This is a genomic window from Centipeda felix (assembly GCF_900186465.1).
In the GTDB taxonomy this organism is placed as follows: domain Bacteria; phylum Bacillota; class Negativicutes; order Selenomonadales; family Selenomonadaceae; genus Centipeda; species Centipeda felix.
On the sequence record NZ_LT891958.1, the window covers coordinates 57,603 to 74,761 of the forward strand.

General features: G+C 55.9%; 11 protein-coding genes, 1 pseudogene and 1 riboswitch. Of the genes and pseudogenes, 1 reads left to right on the forward strand and 11 read right to left on the reverse strand.

Annotated elements, in window-relative coordinates; translation table 11 throughout:
• Positions 1–54: 54 nt before the first annotated feature.
• The 3 genes and pseudogenes from C1713_RS04690 to C1713_RS04700 form a co-directional block, all read right to left on the reverse strand.
• Positions 55–870: an ABC transporter ATP-binding protein gene (locus C1713_RS04690; protein WP_102493186.1), complete on the reverse strand. Its 816-nt coding sequence runs from the start codon at positions 868–870 to the stop codon at positions 55–57.
• 17 nt (positions 871–887) lie between these two features.
• Positions 888–1,896: pseudogene (locus C1713_RS04695) on the reverse strand (FecCD family ABC transporter permease).
• Positions 1,893–2,954 (reverse strand): ABC transporter substrate-binding protein, encoded by a 1,062-nt coding sequence (locus C1713_RS04700; RefSeq protein WP_245870986.1) that lies wholly within the window; start codon positions 2,952–2,954, stop codon positions 1,893–1,895. Before C1713_RS04700 ends, C1713_RS04695 begins: the two are co-directional and overlap by 4 nt.
• 79 nt (positions 2,955–3,033) lie before the next feature.
• On the opposite strand from C1713_RS04700, the gene C1713_RS04705 reads away from it, so the two are divergent.
• Entirely contained in the window at positions 3,034–3,819 is a 786-nt protein-coding gene (locus C1713_RS04705) for a Rossmann-like domain-containing protein (RefSeq protein ID WP_061946469.1), read from the forward strand.
• Positions 3,820–3,900: 81 nt separating this feature from the next.
• Here the strand turns inward: C1713_RS04705 and C1713_RS12355 are convergent, their stop codons facing one another.
• The 8 genes from C1713_RS12355 to glgA all read right to left on the reverse strand — a co-directional run bounded on the left by C1713_RS12355 (position 3,901) and on the right by glgA (position 17,148).
• The gene (locus C1713_RS12355; protein ID WP_245870987.1) at positions 3,901–4,632 is read right to left on the reverse strand and encodes a TonB-dependent receptor domain-containing protein; all 732 of its coding nucleotides are present in this window, start codon (positions 4,630–4,632) and stop codon (positions 3,901–3,903) included.
• A 38-nt stretch (positions 4,633–4,670) separates the two neighbouring features.
• A complete protein-coding gene (locus C1713_RS12360) occupies positions 4,671–5,681 on the reverse strand; it encodes a TonB-dependent receptor (RefSeq protein WP_245870988.1) in 1,011 nt (336 codons plus the stop codon).
• Between the two features lie 320 nt (positions 5,682–6,001).
• Positions 6,002–6,151, reverse strand: a riboswitch (molybdenum cofactor riboswitch).
• Between the two features lie 127 nt (positions 6,152–6,278).
• Complete coding sequence (locus C1713_RS04715) at positions 6,279–7,382, reverse strand: FkbM family methyltransferase (protein WP_102493188.1); 1,104 nt, start codon at positions 7,380–7,382, stop codon at positions 6,279–6,281.
• Positions 7,382–9,013: an aldolase catalytic domain-containing protein gene (locus C1713_RS04720; protein ID WP_102493189.1), complete on the reverse strand. Its 1,632-nt coding sequence runs from the start codon at positions 9,011–9,013 to the stop codon at positions 7,382–7,384. Before C1713_RS04720 ends, C1713_RS04715 begins: the two co-directional genes overlap by 1 nt.
• Positions 9,014–9,060: 47 nt before the next feature.
• Complete coding sequence (locus C1713_RS04725; protein ID WP_102493190.1) at positions 9,061–10,257, reverse strand: class I SAM-dependent methyltransferase; 1,197 nt, start codon at positions 10,255–10,257, stop codon at positions 9,061–9,063.
• On the reverse strand, positions 10,254–12,089 hold the full coding sequence (locus tag C1713_RS04730) for a thiamine pyrophosphate-binding protein (RefSeq protein ID WP_102493191.1): 1,836 nt from the start codon (positions 12,087–12,089) through the stop codon (positions 10,254–10,256). The genes C1713_RS04725 and C1713_RS04730 overlap by 4 nt, the downstream gene beginning before the upstream one ends.
• 46 nt (positions 12,090–12,135) lie before the next feature.
• A complete protein-coding gene (gene malQ, locus C1713_RS04735; protein ID WP_102493192.1) occupies positions 12,136–15,585 on the reverse strand; it encodes a 4-alpha-glucanotransferase in 3,450 nt (1,149 codons plus the stop codon).
• A gap of 117 nt (positions 15,586–15,702) precedes the next feature.
• Positions 15,703–17,148, reverse strand: a complete 1,446-nt coding sequence (gene glgA, locus C1713_RS04740; protein ID WP_102493193.1) for a glycogen synthase GlgA — start codon at positions 17,146–17,148, stop codon at positions 15,703–15,705.
• Positions 17,149–17,159: the final 11 nt, after the last annotated feature.

Consider the following 17,159-nt stretch of genomic DNA (forward strand, 5'->3'; position numbering starts at 1 on the left):
GCACGAAGACCATGTCGGTCACATGCCGCTGCCCCTGAGGGATCACTAGTATGATCAACGATTCCCTCGACCCGCACAGTGCTCCGCCGATCCCATGGGCGGGAGCGGGACACAGGTGCGTGTTTCGGGAATGTTCTCATAGCCGACAATCTTTGCCGTGACCCCGTACAGTCTTTCAAGGCGCTCCTCCGTGATCACATCGTTCGTCCGCCCGACGAAGAACACGCCATCGCGCCCCATGACCGACGTATGGTCGGCACAGTAGAAGGCATGACTCGGCGCGTGTGTCGTCATCATCACCGTGACGCCCTCTGCGCCGAGAGCGCGGATGCGGTTCATCACGAGCACCTGATTGCCAAAGTCAAGACTCGCCGTCGGCTCATCCATGCACAGGAGCTGCGGCTGCTGTGCGATGGCGCGCGCGAGGAGGACGAGCTGACGCTCACCGCCGCTGATCTTCGTGTAGATCTTTTGGGCAAGATGTCCGATGCCGAGCATCTCGATCGCATCGTCTGCAATCCTGCGATCCTTTTTCCCCGGAATGCCGAAACTGCTGATGTGGGCAGCCCGCCCCAGCACGACGACATCGTGCACGGTGAAGGGAAACGGCGGCGTATGCATCTGCGGGACATACGCGATACGCCGCGCACGCTCCTCCACCGTCCACGCGGAGATGTTCTCGCCCGACAGGAGAATCTCTCCTGCCATCGGCGGCAGCAGTCCGAGGATGGTCTTAAGGAGCGTTGTCTTGCCGACACCGTTCGGACCGAGCAGGCAGAGCGTCTCCCCGCGCGCGACGGAGAACGAGATGTCCTGAAAAATCGCCTTTTCCCCATAGCCGCAGGACACGGATTTCAGTTCGAGTAACATCGCATCCCTCCTCAGTCTCAGCTATGATGATATTTGATCAGCAGATAGAGAAAGAACGGCACGCCAAAGAGTGAGGTGAGGATCCCGAGCGGGATCTCCATCGTCCACAGCGTCCGTGCGAGGTTATCCGAGGCGAGCAGGAACAGCCCGCCCATGAGTGCTGAGCCCGGCAGGAGAAAGCGGAAATCGGGTCCAACGATAAACCGCACGAGATGCGGTACGACGAGCCCGACGAGCCCGATGATCCCCGAGATCGCCACTGCTGCCGCTGTCATGAGCGTCGCACAGATGATCACTGTCAGGCGGAGCCGCTCGACGGGGATGCCGAGCGACTTCGCCTCCTCATCGCCGAACGAGAGCAGGTTGATCTTCCACTGCAGGAAATAGAGCAACAGGAACGCCGCTGCCATCAGGAGGAGCGGCAGGATGAGATTGTCACGTGTGATCGACGCGAGGCTCCCCATCAGCCAGTAGACAATGACGGGCAGCTTGTCATAGGGGTCGGCGACGTATTTGATCATCGAGAGCAGCGACGTGAAGAGTGTGCTCACGATGATGCCCGAGAGGATGATCGCGAGCGTCGTGTTCCCGCCACGGCAGAATTTCACCCCGACCACATAGGTGATTGCTACGGCGAGCAGTCCGCCGCCAAACGTCGTAAGGTGCACGACAAGGACGGGCAGGCTCCAGCAGAATGGCAATCGCCGCGCCGAACGCCGCGCCTGCCGAGACCCCGAGGATGGTCGGCGAGACCATTGGGTTGCGGAACATGACCTGATATGCCGCCCCCGAGACAGAGAGCGCTGCGCCGACGAGAACCGCGCCGACGATGCGCGGCAGACGCAGCTCCATCACGACCTGAGCACCGCCATGCACCGTCGGTGCAAGCCCCATCCAGCCTAGGCACGCCGCGAGCACATCGGAGGCACGAACGGCGTAGCGTCCGAGGAGGGAGGACACGCAGATGAGCGCGACGAGCAGGAGCAGCAGGACGGTGAGCTTATACTGCGGTGAAATGCGGCTCATGGTACGACATGATCCTGTGCCAGCAATGCATCGCACTCGGCATCACTGAGGTCATAGTGATAGAACAGATGATAGTACATCTTCATCTCCTCATGCAGATTGACGCCGGACTCCTGCGGATAGAGACGCGCAGCAAGCCACGACAGCCCCATAAAGCGGTTGACCGAGGGCGGCCGCCCCATCCAGTCATAGGGTTTTGCCGGCACGCGCAGGATGCGTTTTTCCTGAACAGCGCGCATCTCCCGCCACGGAAGCATCGTAAGATCCGGCTCCGACTCCGCGCCGAGAATCAGCACGTCGGGATTCCACGTGAGCACCTGCTCCATCGACACCTGCGTCATCGCGCCCTCGGCAGGTGAGGGGACAACAGCAACATTGTCCGCGAGCAGATCGAGAACCTGTGCATGGAACGAGCCATGTGCGACCGCCATGTTCCCGAGTGGTCCGCCGAGATAGAGCACGCGGGGCTTATCTTTTATCTTCGCGGCGAGCGCTGCACTGCGTGCATACGTTTTCTGACAGTAGTCGTCTATGGCATTCCCCTCTGCCTCGCGGCCGAGGATTTTACCGAGCGTACGGTACGCCTCATCGGTATTGTCGAGACGTGCCTCGATAAAGATCACGGGGATGCCGAGCGACTCCTGAATCTGATCCATATCCTCAACGATGGTCGACTTCTTCTCGCCGACGTCGATGATGATCTGCGGATTGACTGAGAGCACGGCCTCTTTGTTAAAATTCTTCATCCCGTAGAATTGGCCGAGGACGGGCAGGTCACGATACTGATCCCCTACGAAGGGGAGGACGGTGTCCTTCCACTGCCCCGAGACGCCGACGAGCCTATCAGGGGCAATCGCAAAGAGTGCCATCTGCGCGAGCCCGCCCGACGGGGCAATGCGGTCGATCTGCTTTGGAATCATCACCGTGCGCCCCGCCGAATCCGTGAACGCGTATGTCTCTGCATCCGGTGCACTCTCCTCCTTTGCCTCCTGTCCGCAGCCGACGAGCAGGACGAGGAGCAGGAGCAGTAGGGCGAGCAGCATATTTCTTTTCTTCATCAGCATCTCCTTTCGCATTGAAACCTCCGCATCCCTGTGCTATCCTATGAACACAGAGACATCGAATGGAGGTATTTTTTTGAACTATTGGAATCTGTACGATGAGATCATCAACGGTCTGCCTGACGATATCTACATCGAGGACTACGCCGTCAGCCGTCCGTGGACATTCGTGCGCGCGGGCGATCTGGTCGGCGTCTGCATGACGATCCCCGCCTACAGCCGCCCGCGCCTGCGCAAGGAGAGCTTTCTCGGCTGCTCCCTGCGTGAGGCGGGCGAATACGTCCGCTCGTGGCAGGGGCAGGAGGCGGCCATCGCCGCCGCCGCCATCAACGCCTACTACAATCAGCCGTCAAAAGTGGCGGCGATGCAGGGGTTTCACGGTGACGATGCATCTGCTGCGACACCGGAGGAGCGCAAGAAGCTCGAGGCGTTCACCCTCTATACGGAGCAGATTCGCGGGAAGAAGGTTGCTGTCATCGGACACTTCCCGAACTTTCAAAAGAGATGGGAGTCCATCTGCGACCTCTCCATCCTCGAGATGCAGCCTGAGTGGGGCGACTACCCCGCCGAGGCGGCAGAGTTCCTCCTGCCGCAGCAGGACTACGTCTTTATGACGGGGGCGACGTTCGCGAACAAGACCATGCCGCGCCTGTTGGAGCTCTCAGCGAACGCTGTGACCGTCATCGTCGGCCCGTCCGTGCCGATGCACCCGTGCCTCTTTGACTACGGAGCAGACGGGCTTTCGGGGTTCACCGTGACGGATGCCGCACTCGCTGCCGACCTCGTCCACTTCGGCTATGAGACCGACATCGCATGCTGCGGGAAAATGGCGGACGTTCTGCCGCATTCGGGCGGACGATAAACAGACCGATCAGCGATTCCAAACAACACAACAGAGTTGCCGTACGCTATCCGTATGGCAACTCTGTTTTTCATTGAACAATCAGAAGGTCATATCCATGCCAAGCAGGAAGTTCGTTCCATCGGCAGGGCTTCCCCAGCTATACTGGTAATCCGTATCAAAGAGATTATTGACGCGCAGGAATACACCCATATCCGCGATAGGCTCATAGCGCAGATCAAGATCCGCTGCAAAGTATCCGGCACTGGTCGGTCTGCCGAGCGTATCCAGACGTGCACGCATCGCACGTCCAAGGAGCGTCGAGCGCAGCTTTCCCTCGCGGTAGGTTACACCAAAGTTGAACATCCGCGTCGGGAGTCCCGAAGCAATCGTTGTCCTCCCCTTGCTCTCATCCTCGGCACGAATCCACGAATAGTTGGCAAATCCCGAGAACTTCGGGCTGAATGTCTGCCGGTAGGCAAGTTCCAGTCCACGGATATGGGTCTTATCGACATTTCCTAAGACACGGTCATTCCCAAAAGTCACAAAAGTAAGGCGATCCCTCACCTCTGTACGGAAATAGGAAACATCGAGGTCAGATTTTGGACTAAATTTATGCTTCCAGCCAAGTTCATAGCTGCTGTTGCGCTCCGGCTTTGGAACGGGATAACCATTACGGATATTTCCTGCCGCATCTTTGGAACCGACGAACACATGCGAGCGCCCTGCCGAGAAACGAACGGTATCGCGTTTCGTTGCATCATGCGTGATGTTAAAGACGGGGTCTGTCGCATGCGCATAGGAGCTTGTCTTCGGCGTCGATTTATTGTCCATATAATCCTGCCTTACCCCCTCATAGCGAACGCCAAGTGTCAGGCGTGTCCTGCTCTGCTCGGGCTCCATGCATTCTCAACATAGAAACTCCTACGTGCATCATTGCCATCACGGCGGTAGGAGGTATTGTTTTCATCCGTATTCCAACTGAGCTTTATATACTTCGCACCAAAACTCAGTACGTTTCTGCTGTTATACGCAACAGATGCATTCGCCTCGACGCCGTTGCCGCGCAAGAACCATCCACTGCGATACCACTGCGGTGCCCCATGCGTAAAGAATGGAAGAGAACCGCCCTCCGTCGCGAGCAGATTACGCACCCAAAGATTGTTCTCATCGATCATGTGGTAATACTTAACATCATACTGCCATATATCATTCGGTCTGCTTTCATACCGCAGGGCAATATTGGATTGACGGAACCCCTTAAAGTGCCAATCCGTCGCATTGTTATTCTTTACATGATTAGGGGTTATATTATTTCCTGCCTGCACCGACCATCTGGGTCCACGTGGCGCAACATACTGGCCTGTCGCTGGATCAACAGACTCCGGAACTTCTCTGTCCATATCGGAGTAGTAGCCGTTCAATGTCAATGAGGATTTATTGCTCGTCTTGAACCGAATCTTGCCGTCAAAATATAGTTTCTTATCTGTCTGATTCTCCAGATAGCCCGCAGAATAATGCCTTGACAGATTGACGGCATAACTGATGTTCTTATCGCTGCTGCTGTAGCCGAGCTTCGTGTCGAAGGTGTGATTCGACCCACCTGCGACACTCACGCGGAACTTGCCGGGCCCCCTGCCGTCCTTCGTCGTAACGAGGATGACGCCGCCCTTGTAGTCCGTGCCGTACTGCACCGGTCCCGGTCCTTTGATGATCTCAACCTTCGCGATGCTGTCCGCCGGGATGGTCGAGAGATCAGATGCGGCATTCGATACAATACCGTTGAGTGGGAATGCCGGAATGCCGTCGATATAGACCTTTGTCTGGTCAGAACTCGCACCGCGAACGCGCACCATCTTGCTGTCCTTTGCCGCAGGTGCCATATAGAGCCCCGGTACCTGCGAGAGGATGTCGGAGAGGTCGCGTAGCCGCGCTCCTTGATCTCCTGCTCCGTGATTGTGTTCGTTGTCACGAGATACTTGTCGACGCCGTCTGCGTCGACATTGACCGTATCCGTCGTGTAGTCCGCACCCGCTGCATACGCATGCGGGAGGAAGACAAATCCTGCCGCGACCGCTGCTGCAAATACCGTCGAATGTTTCCTGCTGTGCTTCATGAATACCTCTCCTATTCCTGCACAAAAAAGACTGTTCCCCGTACTGACCGCACGAAGAACAGTTTCTGCAAGAACACACTCAGAGTCATCCTGTTTCATCGTTCTCCTTTTCAATATGGGAAGGTCGCCGCATTTCTGCGACGGCCCTGTGAACAGACACACAGCCATGTATCTGCTCAGGCGCAATACCATAGGCATAAGCCCTTAGGATATTTTTGCTCGGAAAACGTATGTAATTTCTGTTTAATTCTACTAAAATTCTTTTATCCTGTCAATCCGTTTCTAACAGTCCCCTATTCTCACCGCCGATAGCGCACGCAGAGTGCCTGGATCCGCTATGTAGCTCGCATCTTTGGAGGCTCCCTTATACGCCCATCTCCGCCGGCCAGGCGTAGAGTACCGTTTCTGCGAAAGAGTATGCGTGGTGTCGTACAGCAAAACGGTATTCCGTAAGTTCCTGCCGCAAATAGGCGAAAATGCGATACATATCGGAGCAGTTATGATAAATACACACGGCAAGCTTCGGACGATCACGTTTGATGACATGGATGCCGCCCTGCAGCATATCAAGCTCATAGCCCTCAATATCTGCCTTCAAAAACCCGATATGCTCATCCCTAAAAAGCTCGTCGATTTTATGAATGACAAGTGCATCACCTGAGTCCGCCTCCTCGGAAACCCGTGAGCCAAGCTGCGCATTTGTCCCGCTGCCGGAAACGACATGCCCATGGCAGCTCTCTTTTCCGATTCCTGCTTGAATGAGCTGTATTCGCTCGCGATCAAGTGCCCACTCCCGGCATAGCCGTTCCACACGAGCGGAAAGAGCCTCAAATGATACCCGATTCGGCTCAATGGCATAGATGCGTGAAAAACCGCCCTGGCGACTAAACAGGTACTGCTCAATCGTATCCCCGACGTATGCACCAATATCTACAAACACCTCACGGTAGGCGCATCCGTAAAATTCCGGCATCGAGAAATATGCCACTCTTTCCATGTGCTGCAAAGGACGATTTTCAAGATGAGCCAGAATCCGATCTGCATAGACTGCGCACGACACCTTGTCCAACGCATCTGCATTCTCCATGATTTCTGCTGCATGGCATGCATACACATACTCAGCCACGAGCAAGTACGGAATGCCGATCGCTGTCAACTGTGCGCCGATCTCCCTGCAGGTTCGCCGATCATCTGTACAGAGGAGAACAGCTGCATCCGGATATGCAGAGACCTTAGACGGTGGAATAACTGGCTTGCCACGACACCCTGTCTCATACTTGGCATTATTATTGTCCACATAGGCAACGGGATCGATGTCCTCCACTTCAAAGCACGGCAGATAAAGTTCGGTGGTCGAGCCCGTGCCGAATACCAGCCATTCCTTTTTTTTGCCGCGCACTGTCTTCACATGATCTGCCGCTTTCTGCAATCCTTCTTTCAGGCGCCGCATCCAATCGTTGTCCGTCATTACACAGGTCTCCTTCCATCCGTGTCAAAAAGGCTTTCCGTAACGAATGAGATCTCCATCGCGCCTTTCACAGAGGATCGCACATCTTCAAACATCGAGGCAATTTCTATATTTAGTTCATCCCAGCGATTATCCGGATTTAGCGTTGGCAGCAGGGGATCCGCATAGCTCTCATTATACGCATGACGGAATCCGTCGAATCCCGCAATCGCCACGCGCCTGACCCCGATGCTGTTCAGCAGACGAAGGGCACAAATCACCGCATTGTCGAAATGGGTCCAGCCGCGCTTGACCGCACGATTGAAATTAAGGACAAACGCGTCGTTCCCATCCCCCGGTTGGATGCTCGAAAGAACAATTTTCTTCGCCGCTGCAAAGGACGTTCCATGTGCATTTTGGGCATAATCATAACGTGCGCTGTTGACGAAGAATAGGTAGTCATAGTCATAACCGTTGCAAATCGCATTGACCCCCATCACGACCGGGTGTTCCTGATCAATGAAGGCTTGTACCTGCTGCATCTCGTCCACAACAGATCGTCCGGGGGCAATCAGGAGTATCGTGCGTTCCCCAAACGCTTTACGAAGAGCACGTATCGCCGCCTCATCATCCACGTGGCGGGACTGGTTTTCTAGGAAGCGGCGTTCAAGTAGGTCATAGTCATATTTGCGCCGTTCTCCCTGCGACAGAGATGCGATAATATTGCGCATATCACGTGCATTTGCCCTATGATTGCGCTGAAGATATGCGATATTGTTGACGTGACACTGGTAAAGTCCCGCAATAAAGTACGGTGTAGAGTATCCCCATGTATAAGTCTGACGAAATGGCTCCATGTAGGTGTCGATGGCATCCATAATGGCGTCCAAATCGTAGTTGCCATGCTTTTTTCGATTGAGATAGCTCGTGACCAATTCCGTCGTCGCATTGCCCGCGCCGCGTCCCATGCCGCAAAGGCTCGCATCTACCATGACGGTGCGCCCGGATGACTCCAGCAAATTGACGAAATGAATGGTCAGCGCAAAGGAGAGCTGCTGATTGTTGTGCGAATGGAACCCCAGTCCGATGGCCTTGTCGAGCTTTGCATCTATCACACGAACAATCCGCTCCAAATCCTCCTCATACATCGCGCCAAATGTATCGACAACGGATAACGCAACGGGTGAAAAGGCGTTCACTGCCTCTACCAGATCTTCTAAATCTGCATCGCTGTACGCCATCGTATTCGCTGCTTGCAGGAATACACGATACCCTTTTGCACGTATTTTCTCTGCAACAGCAAGGCCTTCTTTATGTTTTCCATGCGGGAATACGACGCGAATCGCATCAATGGATGCCCCATCGCAAGGGGGAAGCTGCTCCGTGTCATAGCGATCCCAATCGATCATCGCAACGTATGTTGTTCGCTCTGATGGCTCTACGAGATAAGGAACGACATCCGTCGGGAGATGAAAGAACGTTGTTCCTTCCTCATGCTGTTTGTCTTTCAGCCAACCAACCTCAATGATATCAACACGCGCCTCCTGCAGTTTCTTAATAATTCCCTTGATTGCAGGCGTACCAAAATGTGACTCGGTAATATACGCGCCATCACGCAGTGTGCAGTCCAGCAGCATAATGTTCTCTGTCATCTTCTTGCTCCTTACCGTAAATAACAATACGTAGAACCTGCTCCCTCTCAAAACAACTGGATAATGCGGTTGGAGAGCCGCATGGTGTTGCGGATCACCGAGGCTATCTCATCCTGCGCATACTGTGATGATATAAGGACAGGAACATCGGGGTGATCGCGCAGGATCTCAGGAGAGGAGATCATCCCCACGTAAGCCTCAGATCCGTGATAATTGGCGTTCGAGTCCACGACACCGAATACATTCTCTTCCGACAATATTCCCATCTGGAAGAGAAGCGCTGTCTGTGTTGCTGCTCCCCACACAAACGCTTTTCCACGCGGAAGTTCCGCTGTGATACGCATACGGACGTGCTCCAAAAGTTCAGCGCACACATCCAGATATTCCTGCATCGCTGCCTCATCCTGTCTGCGTGATGTCTCTGCCATGTTCGGATGTACCGTCACCCCAGCAGAGGATGTGCTGTGCCGCCATATCCCGTGCAGATTTCCTGCCACGCCGCAGACGGCCTCTTCATCACGAGCCATGGAGAGGGGCTCCATACCAACCGTCGAAAGAAATGCCTTTAGGCTGGCACTGCTGAAGAAATTGATATGCTCCGCACTGAACTCCTGATAGAGGTCTGCATGGGTCCGAAACTGTTCCATGTCAGGAAGAAAGAGATAGAGTTTCCCATGTGCCCCCAAAAGAGACAAGCACTCCTTCACATTTTTCTGCAAATCAAGCAGATGCTCCAACACACCGCTTAGAATGATAAGATCAAAGGCCCCTCCAAGATCCTCAGGAAGCCTTCCAAGCCCTCCCTGATAGGCCTCAATCCCATAGTGTTCCTTGATGTACGTGCAGTTTTTCCCCGACAGTTCAAGACCTGTCAAATGCGTGTAACCACGACGTTGCAATTCTCCCAACAGTCCGCCTGATGCACAGCCGATATCGAGAATACGTGCATCTTTGCCAATGTGTTCCGCAATAAATGCCGCCTCGCGCTCATAGACGCGTTTCATCGGGGCTGAGAGGACAAAGGATGTCCCCTCATAACGCGATAACATTGCATAGTAGTCTGCAAGCGGCATGGACTCCTCGATGTTTCCCGCGTAGAAGAGACCACAGGCGGAACACGCGCAGACATCATACGCACGAAACGGCATGATGGAGGCTGCGGCAGAGAAGTCCCGTCGAAAGACGTGACGCGCTCGCTCCGTCGGTGTGCCGCAAACAGGGCACGTATCGCGTAAAATCTTCATTTCGTCGCACCTTTTCCGTTTGACTTCTCCTCGACGAGTGGAATGATCATATTCTCTGCGAGCTCCTCACGTGAAAGGAATGGCGCCATATCCTCCAACGGCGGCGAAAAGAGTGAGCCGTCTGCCAGTCTCTTCGTTGCCGACTTTGGCTCAAATGGCTGATCTGTACTGACTATGACCTCGCACAGGAGGGGACCATCCGCCGCAAGGGTTTCAATAACAGCCTCTTCCAGTCCGTCATTCGTCTCAATGCGGACGTACGGCAGCCCAAACGCAGCTGCAAGTGCCCCAAAGTCGGGGAAGCCGAGATCACCACTTGCAGGACCAACGCCAACGAAAGTATGTCCCGCGAACACATTGCTCTGCGTCTGGCGAATCTGATGGTATCCTTCATTGTTGAGCACAAACAGAACAATCGGTAAGCGGTTTGTCGCGATGGTCTGGAGCTCTTGGACGTTCATCATGATGCTTCCGTCGCCCTCGATACAGAATACGCGTCTTTTCCCATTTGCAAGGCAGGCTCCAATGGAGGCAGGAAGTGCGTATCCCATGGAACCCATTGCCCCATTGATGAGGAAGCGATCACCATCCTTGATGTAGAACGCCTGACTTCCCGCGACACTCGCCGAAGCATTGGCAGCAATGGTCACCGCATTTCTCGGCAGATTTCTGCTCATCACGCCGAGGAATGCATAGAGGTTGACCTTTCCGGATGCCTGTCGATGACGCTCCTGCACAACAGGGTAGCGCTCTTTCCACGCTGCACAGCGCTGCAGCCATGCGTCATAGGACAGTGACACGCCCTCTGCCTCATGCAGAAGTACCTCCATGAACTCTGCTGCATCTGCACAGATTGGCAAATCAACGTGAACGATCCATTTTTCCATCTCAAGGGGATCAATGTCAACCATTGCCACATAGGCAGCACGCGCCCATGTCTTCGTATTCCAGCCGACTTGATTGATGCTCATACTGGCACCAATAGAGAGCACCATATCACTGTTCTGAACGGCAAAATTGCCCGCACGGTCGCCCATATTCCCGCCGCGCCCCACGTAGAGCGGGTCGTCCGATCCGATGAGGTCGATACTGCCCCAACAGGTTACAACGGGAATGCGGAGTACTTGACACAAGCGCTTAAACACCTGCATGCCACCTGACAAGCGGATTCCATTACCTGCATAGAGGACGGGCCTCTCTGCTTTTTTCAGTTGTGCAAGGACCTTCTGTACCGCTGTCCGCACATCTGTCCTTCCCTCGGGTTCAGGCTGTTCATAGCCTTCTAAATCTGCTTCTTCCACATACATGCCCTGCACATCCAGTGGTATATCGATCCAGCATGGTCCCGGACGGCCTTCCTGTGCGAGGAAGAATGCTTTCTCAAGCTCATAACGAACACGCGTTGGATCCATCAGCATAACAGCGTTCTTCGTCATATTATGACGAACCGCAGAGACAACATCCGCCTCCTGCCCGCCAATCGTACGAATTTTTCCGCCACAACCGGCAATGCACAGTGTACTCTTCGCCTGCCCCGACAAAACGATCATCGGAATTGAGTCCTGATACGCTCCAACGACGCCGCTGATCGCATTAAGTGCCCCCGGCCCGCTCGTCACACATAGCACTGCCATCTCGCCATGAAGACGTGTGTAGGACTCTGCGGCCATTGCTGCCGCCTGTTCGTGATGGTGATAGATGGTCGAAAGAGCATCATGATGTCCCAGAGAATCATTAAGGTGCATCGCACCGCCGCCAACCACAGAGAACGCCTGTTGCACGCCATGCGCTGCAAGAAAGTCCGCAATGTAGTCTGATACTTTTATTGCCATTTCGTCTCCCTCTAAAAATCCCTTTTAGCTCAACGCGCTCCCATTCTCACCGCCGATAACGCACGCAAAGGGCCTTGAGTTTCTGCGGGTCGATCTCGAGGAGGTAGTCCTTCTTGAGACACCAGCGCCAGTTGAGCCCAACGGTGCCCGGGGTGTTCATGCGTGCACGCTCGTCGAGCCCGAGGATGTCCTGCATGGGGATGATCGCCATGCGGGCGCGTGAGGCGTACGCCGCCTTGATGAGACGCTGGCAGATGGTCCGCGGACGGTCGGAGGTCGTCCCCACGAGGTTTGCGAGCGATTCGCGCAGCACCTCGTCGATGTCGCGGCTGTACCAGCCAACGGTGGTGTTGTTGTCGTGCGTCCCCGTGTAGACGATGCTGTTCTCGGGCGCGGTGAAGCCGATGCGCCCCGAGCTGTTTCCTGCGATGAGGAACTGGACGATCCGCATCCCGGGGAAGCCGCAGTCGTCACGCAGGCGCTCCACGTCGGGCGTGATGATGCCGAGATCCTCCGCGACGACGTTGAGTTTGCCGAGGTCGCTCTCGATCGCGTCGAAGAAGGCCTTGCCTGGGCCCTTGAGCCACGTGCCGTTAAGCGCGGTCTCCGCCTTGCCGTCCACCGACCAGTAGGACTCGAATCCGCGGAAGTGGTCGATGCGGATGATGTCCACCTGCTCGCGCAGTTTACGGAAACGGCGTTTCCACCATGCGTACTTCTCCGCCGCCATGGCGTCCCAGTTGTACTGCGGGTTCCCCCACAGCTGGCCGTTCACGGCGAAGTAGTCGGGCGGTACGCCCGCGACGGTGTGCGGCGTGCCGTCCTCGTTCAGGTCAAAGAGGTGCTGATGCGCCCAGACGTCCGCGCTGTCCTGCGCGATAAAGATCGGCATATCGCCGAGAATCTCGATTCCCTTCGCGCGTGCGTAGTCGTGCAGGCGGTTCCACTGCGTATGGAAGACGTACTGCTTGAAGTAGTCGAGCTCCATCGCATCGCGCTGCCGCTCACGGAGCGAGCGGAGTGCGTCAGGGTCACGGCGTTTGATCGCTGCATCCCACTCCGTCCACGCAGCGCCGCCGTACTCTTTCTTCGCCGCGTGAAAGAGCGCATAGTCCTCGAGCCAGTATGCTTCCTTCTCGCAGAACGCACGGTAATCCGCATCCGCCGCCCCCTGCGCACGGAAGGCACGGAATGCCTTTTCCAGAATCTCCTTCTTGAACGTGCGTACGCGATCAAAGTTGATGAAGCCCGAGTTCGCCTCGTATGGCAGGAAAAGGTCTTTCTCCTTCAGCCAGCCGCGCGCAGCCAGTGGCTCGGGGTCGATGAGCATAAAGTTCCCCGCAAAGGCGGAGATGGACTGATAGGGGGAGTAGCTGCTCCCGACGGGGCTGAGCGGGAGGATCTGCCAGACCTTTTGCCCTGCATCTGCAAGGAAATCAACGAAGCGGTACGCCTCCTTGCCGAAGTCGCCCACGCCGTACTTTGAGGGCAGGGAGGTTGGATGCAGGAGGATGCCCGCCTTGCGCTCGTATCGCTGCTCCTCCTGTCGCTCGCGCAGGAGCAGGCCGAAGAGCGGCGGGATGCGGACGCGCAGATGCCCGCGCTCGACCTCGTAGGTGCGCGAGGGCTTAAAGACGTCCTCAAACACACCACAGGCAAAGTCGCTCACGTCGAGATCGACGGTCAGCGTCTCCGTCCGGCTGCGGTTGAACGCTACGACAAAGATACCGGGCTCCTTCTCCTCATTGAACACGTCGTAGCCCGAGCGGATCGTGCGCGCATAGGCGATGACGTCGCCCGCCCCGTAGAGGGGCAGGATGTCGCCCGTGCGCAGAGCATCGTTCCCGTTGCGCACGGCAATGAAGCGCGTTACCCAGTCGCGGATCTCGAGATTGCCATGCTCCCAGTCGTAGGGACGGCGATTGAACGGATCCTTGAACCCCTGCATCCCGATCTCGTCGCCGTAGTAGACGCTCGGCACGCCGGGATAGGACATCTGCCAGAGCGTCGCCATGATGAGGCGGCGGATACCGAGCATCGCCTGATCGAGCGTCATGCGCACGCGCGACTGCTCGATCGCGGGCATGCCCTCGTAGTATGGGACATCGCCGAGGATGGTGATGGCGCGCTGCACGTCATGACTGCTGATGAGGTTCATCATGGCGTAGAGATTTTCCTTCGGATAGTTTTCGATCTGGCTCGCCATGCGCCGCACCGTCAGCGCACCATCTGCCGCCCCCGTCAGGAAGTCCAACATCGTACTGCGCAGCGGGTAGTTCATCGCCGAGTCCATCTCGTTGCCCGAGAGGTACTCACGCGGCGTGCCGTAGGCGACCTTGTTCGACGCGTCCTCCCAGACCTCACCGATCATGACTGCGTCGGGGCTACGCTTCTTGAGCTCGGCAAAGAAGGTCTTGGAGAAGGTCGGCGGCAGCTCGTCGATGACGTCCAGACGCCAGCCCGCGATCCCCTCGTTCATCCAGTGATGGAGGACGCTGTCCTCCCCTGTGATGATGAAGTCCATGTAGGATGGATCCGTCTCGTTGACGTTTGGCAGGGTGTCAAAATTCCACCAGCAGTCATACTCATTTGGGAAATTGCGGAAATGGTACCACGAGTAGTACGGCGATTCCTTCGACTGATATGCGCCAAGCGAATCATACTGCTTCCGACGGTTGAAGTAGATGCTGTTGCTCCCCGTGTGGCTGAATACGCCGTCGAGGATGATGCGGATGCCGCGTTCGCGTGCCGCCGCGACGAGACGGCGGAAATCCTCGATATCGCCCAGCATGGGGTCAATGTGATGATAGTCCCCCGTATCGTAGTGATGATTGCTCTCGGACTCAAACACGGGGTTGAAGTAGATGCACGAAATGCCAAGTTTTTCGAGGTAGTCGAGTTTCTCCATGACCCCGCGCAGATTTCCGCCGAAGAAGTCATAGGCGATGATCTCCTTCGTGTCGGGATCCTTGAGATACATCGGGTCGTCCGTCCAGTCCGTACGGATGACAGCGCCCTTCTTGCGCACGATGGTATCCCCCGCGCGCGCAAAGCGGTCGGGGAAGATCTGATACATGACGCTGTTCTTGAACCAGTCCGGTGTATGCGCTCCGCGATTGTAGATCGTCACCTGATAGGAGGGCGGCTGCTCGCGATAGAGTGCGCCGACGCCGCCGAGCATCTCCGCGTTGTTCCCATAGAAATATGTGCCGCTCTCCATCGTGATAATGAAGTAGTACCAGAGAAGGCAGCCGTGATCCGGCAGCTCGATCCACGCCGTGTAGAACCGCTGTGCGGCATTCGCATCATGCGACACGAGCGTGACGAGCTGCTCCCCCGCCTGATCCTGCCAAAGCCGCAAGAGCACCTGCCGCACCGGCTCACCCGTGCGGAGCTGCAGGCCGAGACGCATCCGGCTCCCCGCCTCCGCCGCGCCGACGATGGAGCGGAAGTAGATGTTCTGCGAATTATGTTCTACCTGATAGGATTCCAGCATAGTGCCTCTCCTTTCCTCTTGGTTATACACAGAAACCACCGGCGAATCGTTCATTATCGTTCAAACGAATTCACCAGCGGTTTTGTGGAAAAACTCTTACAAATTAGCTAAAATCTGTTATTTCTTTTTCTGAAGGCGCTCGTAGAGCTTCTTGTACTCCCCTGCCGAACGCGTCCAACTAAAGTCGCTCTTCATCGCCGTATAGACGAGCTGACGCCACTCACGCAGGTTCTCGTAGACGGAAAGCGCGCGTTTCACCGCATACATCATCTCATGCGCGTTGTACTCGTAGAAGAGGAAACCGTTGCCCTTGTCAGGGTCGGAACGATCGAACTGGACGACGGTATCCTTCAGACCGCCCGTCTCACGCACGACAGGGATCGAGCCATAGCGCATGGCGATGAGCTGTCCGAGCCCGCACGGCTCGAAGGTCGACGGCATGAGGAAGATGTTCGAGCCAGCATAGATACGCTGTGCCAGCTGATTCGAGAAGCGAATATTGACCGATGCCTTCGTCGGATGCCGCCACGCCAGTTCCTTGAACCACTCCTCGTAGTCGTGCTCACCTGTCCCGAGCAGAACGAACTGCATATCCTCGTGCTCGAGCATCTCGTCGATGATGCGCGTGATGAGATCGATGCCCTTGTTCGGCACAAGGCGTGTAATCATCGCCACGAGCGGTGTCCGGCGCGACTCGGCAAGCCCGAGCTCTCGCTGCAGGCGCACCTTGTTGTCGACCTTGCCCTCGGCAGCGCTCTTCACGTCATAGTTGACATAGATCTCCTTGTCCGTCTTCGGATCGTAGATTGTGTTGTTGATGCCGTTGACAATCCCAAAGAGATCCTTCTGACGCTTGCGCAGGAGTCCGTCGAGATGTTCCCCGTAGTACTCGTACTGGATCTCCTCGGCGTAGGTCTTGCTGACAGTTGAGATATAGTCGGTGTAGATGAGCCCCGCCTTCATGAAGTTCACGGCATCGTAGAACTCAAAGTCCCCATTGTTAAAGTACTTCCAGTCAAGCCCGAGCACATCCGACATGACATTTTTCGGGAAGATGCCCTGATACCGCAGATTGTGGATGGTAAAGAGCGTCTTGATCTTCGTATAGCGCGGATCATCCGGATGCTCCAGCTTGAGAAGGACGGGGATGAGCGCCGTGTGCCAGTCGTTGGCGTGGATGATGTCGGGCTGAAAGTCCAGTGCGGGAATGCAATTCAGCACAGCGCGGCTGAAGAAGGAGAACCGCTCCGCATCGTCAGGGTAGCCATAATAGCCCTCACGGTTAAAGTACTCCTCGTTGTCCACGAAGTAGTAGGTCACGCCTTCGTACTCGTAGGAGTCGATGCCAACAAATTTCTCACGCCATGCGACATGGAGCGTGCCGTCATAGATATGCTTCATCTTGCTGCGGATTGCGGGGTCGATCGACCCGTACTTCGGCAGGATGACGCGGCAGTCCACGCCCGCCTTGACGAGGGCGGCAGGGAGCGATCCTGCCACGTCAGCGAGCCCGCCGGTTTTTACAAAGGGTACTGCTTCCGATGCTGCATATAGTACCTTCATCCCAATATCCT

What these genes read in the sequence shown, in the direction of transcription:
- C1713_RS04690 (WP_102493186.1), bottom strand. Translation starts at nt 870, where the DNA reads ATGTTACTCGAACTGAAATCCGTGTCCTGCGGCTATGGGGAAAAGGCG.
- C1713_RS04700 (WP_245870986.1), bottom strand. Translation starts at nt 2,954, where the DNA reads ATGAAGAAAAGAAATATGCTGCTCGCCCTACTGCTCCTGCTCCTCGTC.
- C1713_RS12355 (WP_245870987.1), bottom strand. Translation starts at nt 4,632, where the DNA reads ATGGACAATAAATCGACGCCGAAGACAAGCTCCTATGCGCATGCGACA.
- C1713_RS12360 (WP_245870988.1), bottom strand. Translation starts at nt 5,681, where the DNA reads ATGGCACCTGCGGCAAAGGACAGCAAGATGGTGCGCGTTCGCGGTGCG.
- C1713_RS04715 (WP_102493188.1), bottom strand. Translation starts at nt 7,382, where the DNA reads ATGACGGACAACGATTGGATGCGGCGCCTGAAAGAAGGATTGCAGAAA.
- C1713_RS04720 (WP_102493189.1), bottom strand. Translation starts at nt 9,013, where the DNA reads ATGACAGAGAACATTATGCTGCTGGACTGCACACTGCGTGATGGCGCG.
- C1713_RS04725 (WP_102493190.1), bottom strand. Translation starts at nt 10,257, where the DNA reads ATGAAGATTTTACGCGATACGTGCCCTGTTTGCGGCACACCGACGGAG.
- C1713_RS04730 (WP_102493191.1), bottom strand. Translation starts at nt 12,089, where the DNA reads ATGGCAATAAAAGTATCAGACTACATTGCGGACTTTCTTGCAGCGCAT.
- malQ (WP_102493192.1), bottom strand. Translation starts at nt 15,585, where the DNA reads ATGCTGGAATCCTATCAGGTAGAACATAATTCGCAGAACATCTACTTC.
- glgA (WP_102493193.1), bottom strand. Translation starts at nt 17,148, where the DNA reads ATGAAGGTACTATATGCAGCATCGGAAGCAGTACCCTTTGTAAAAACC.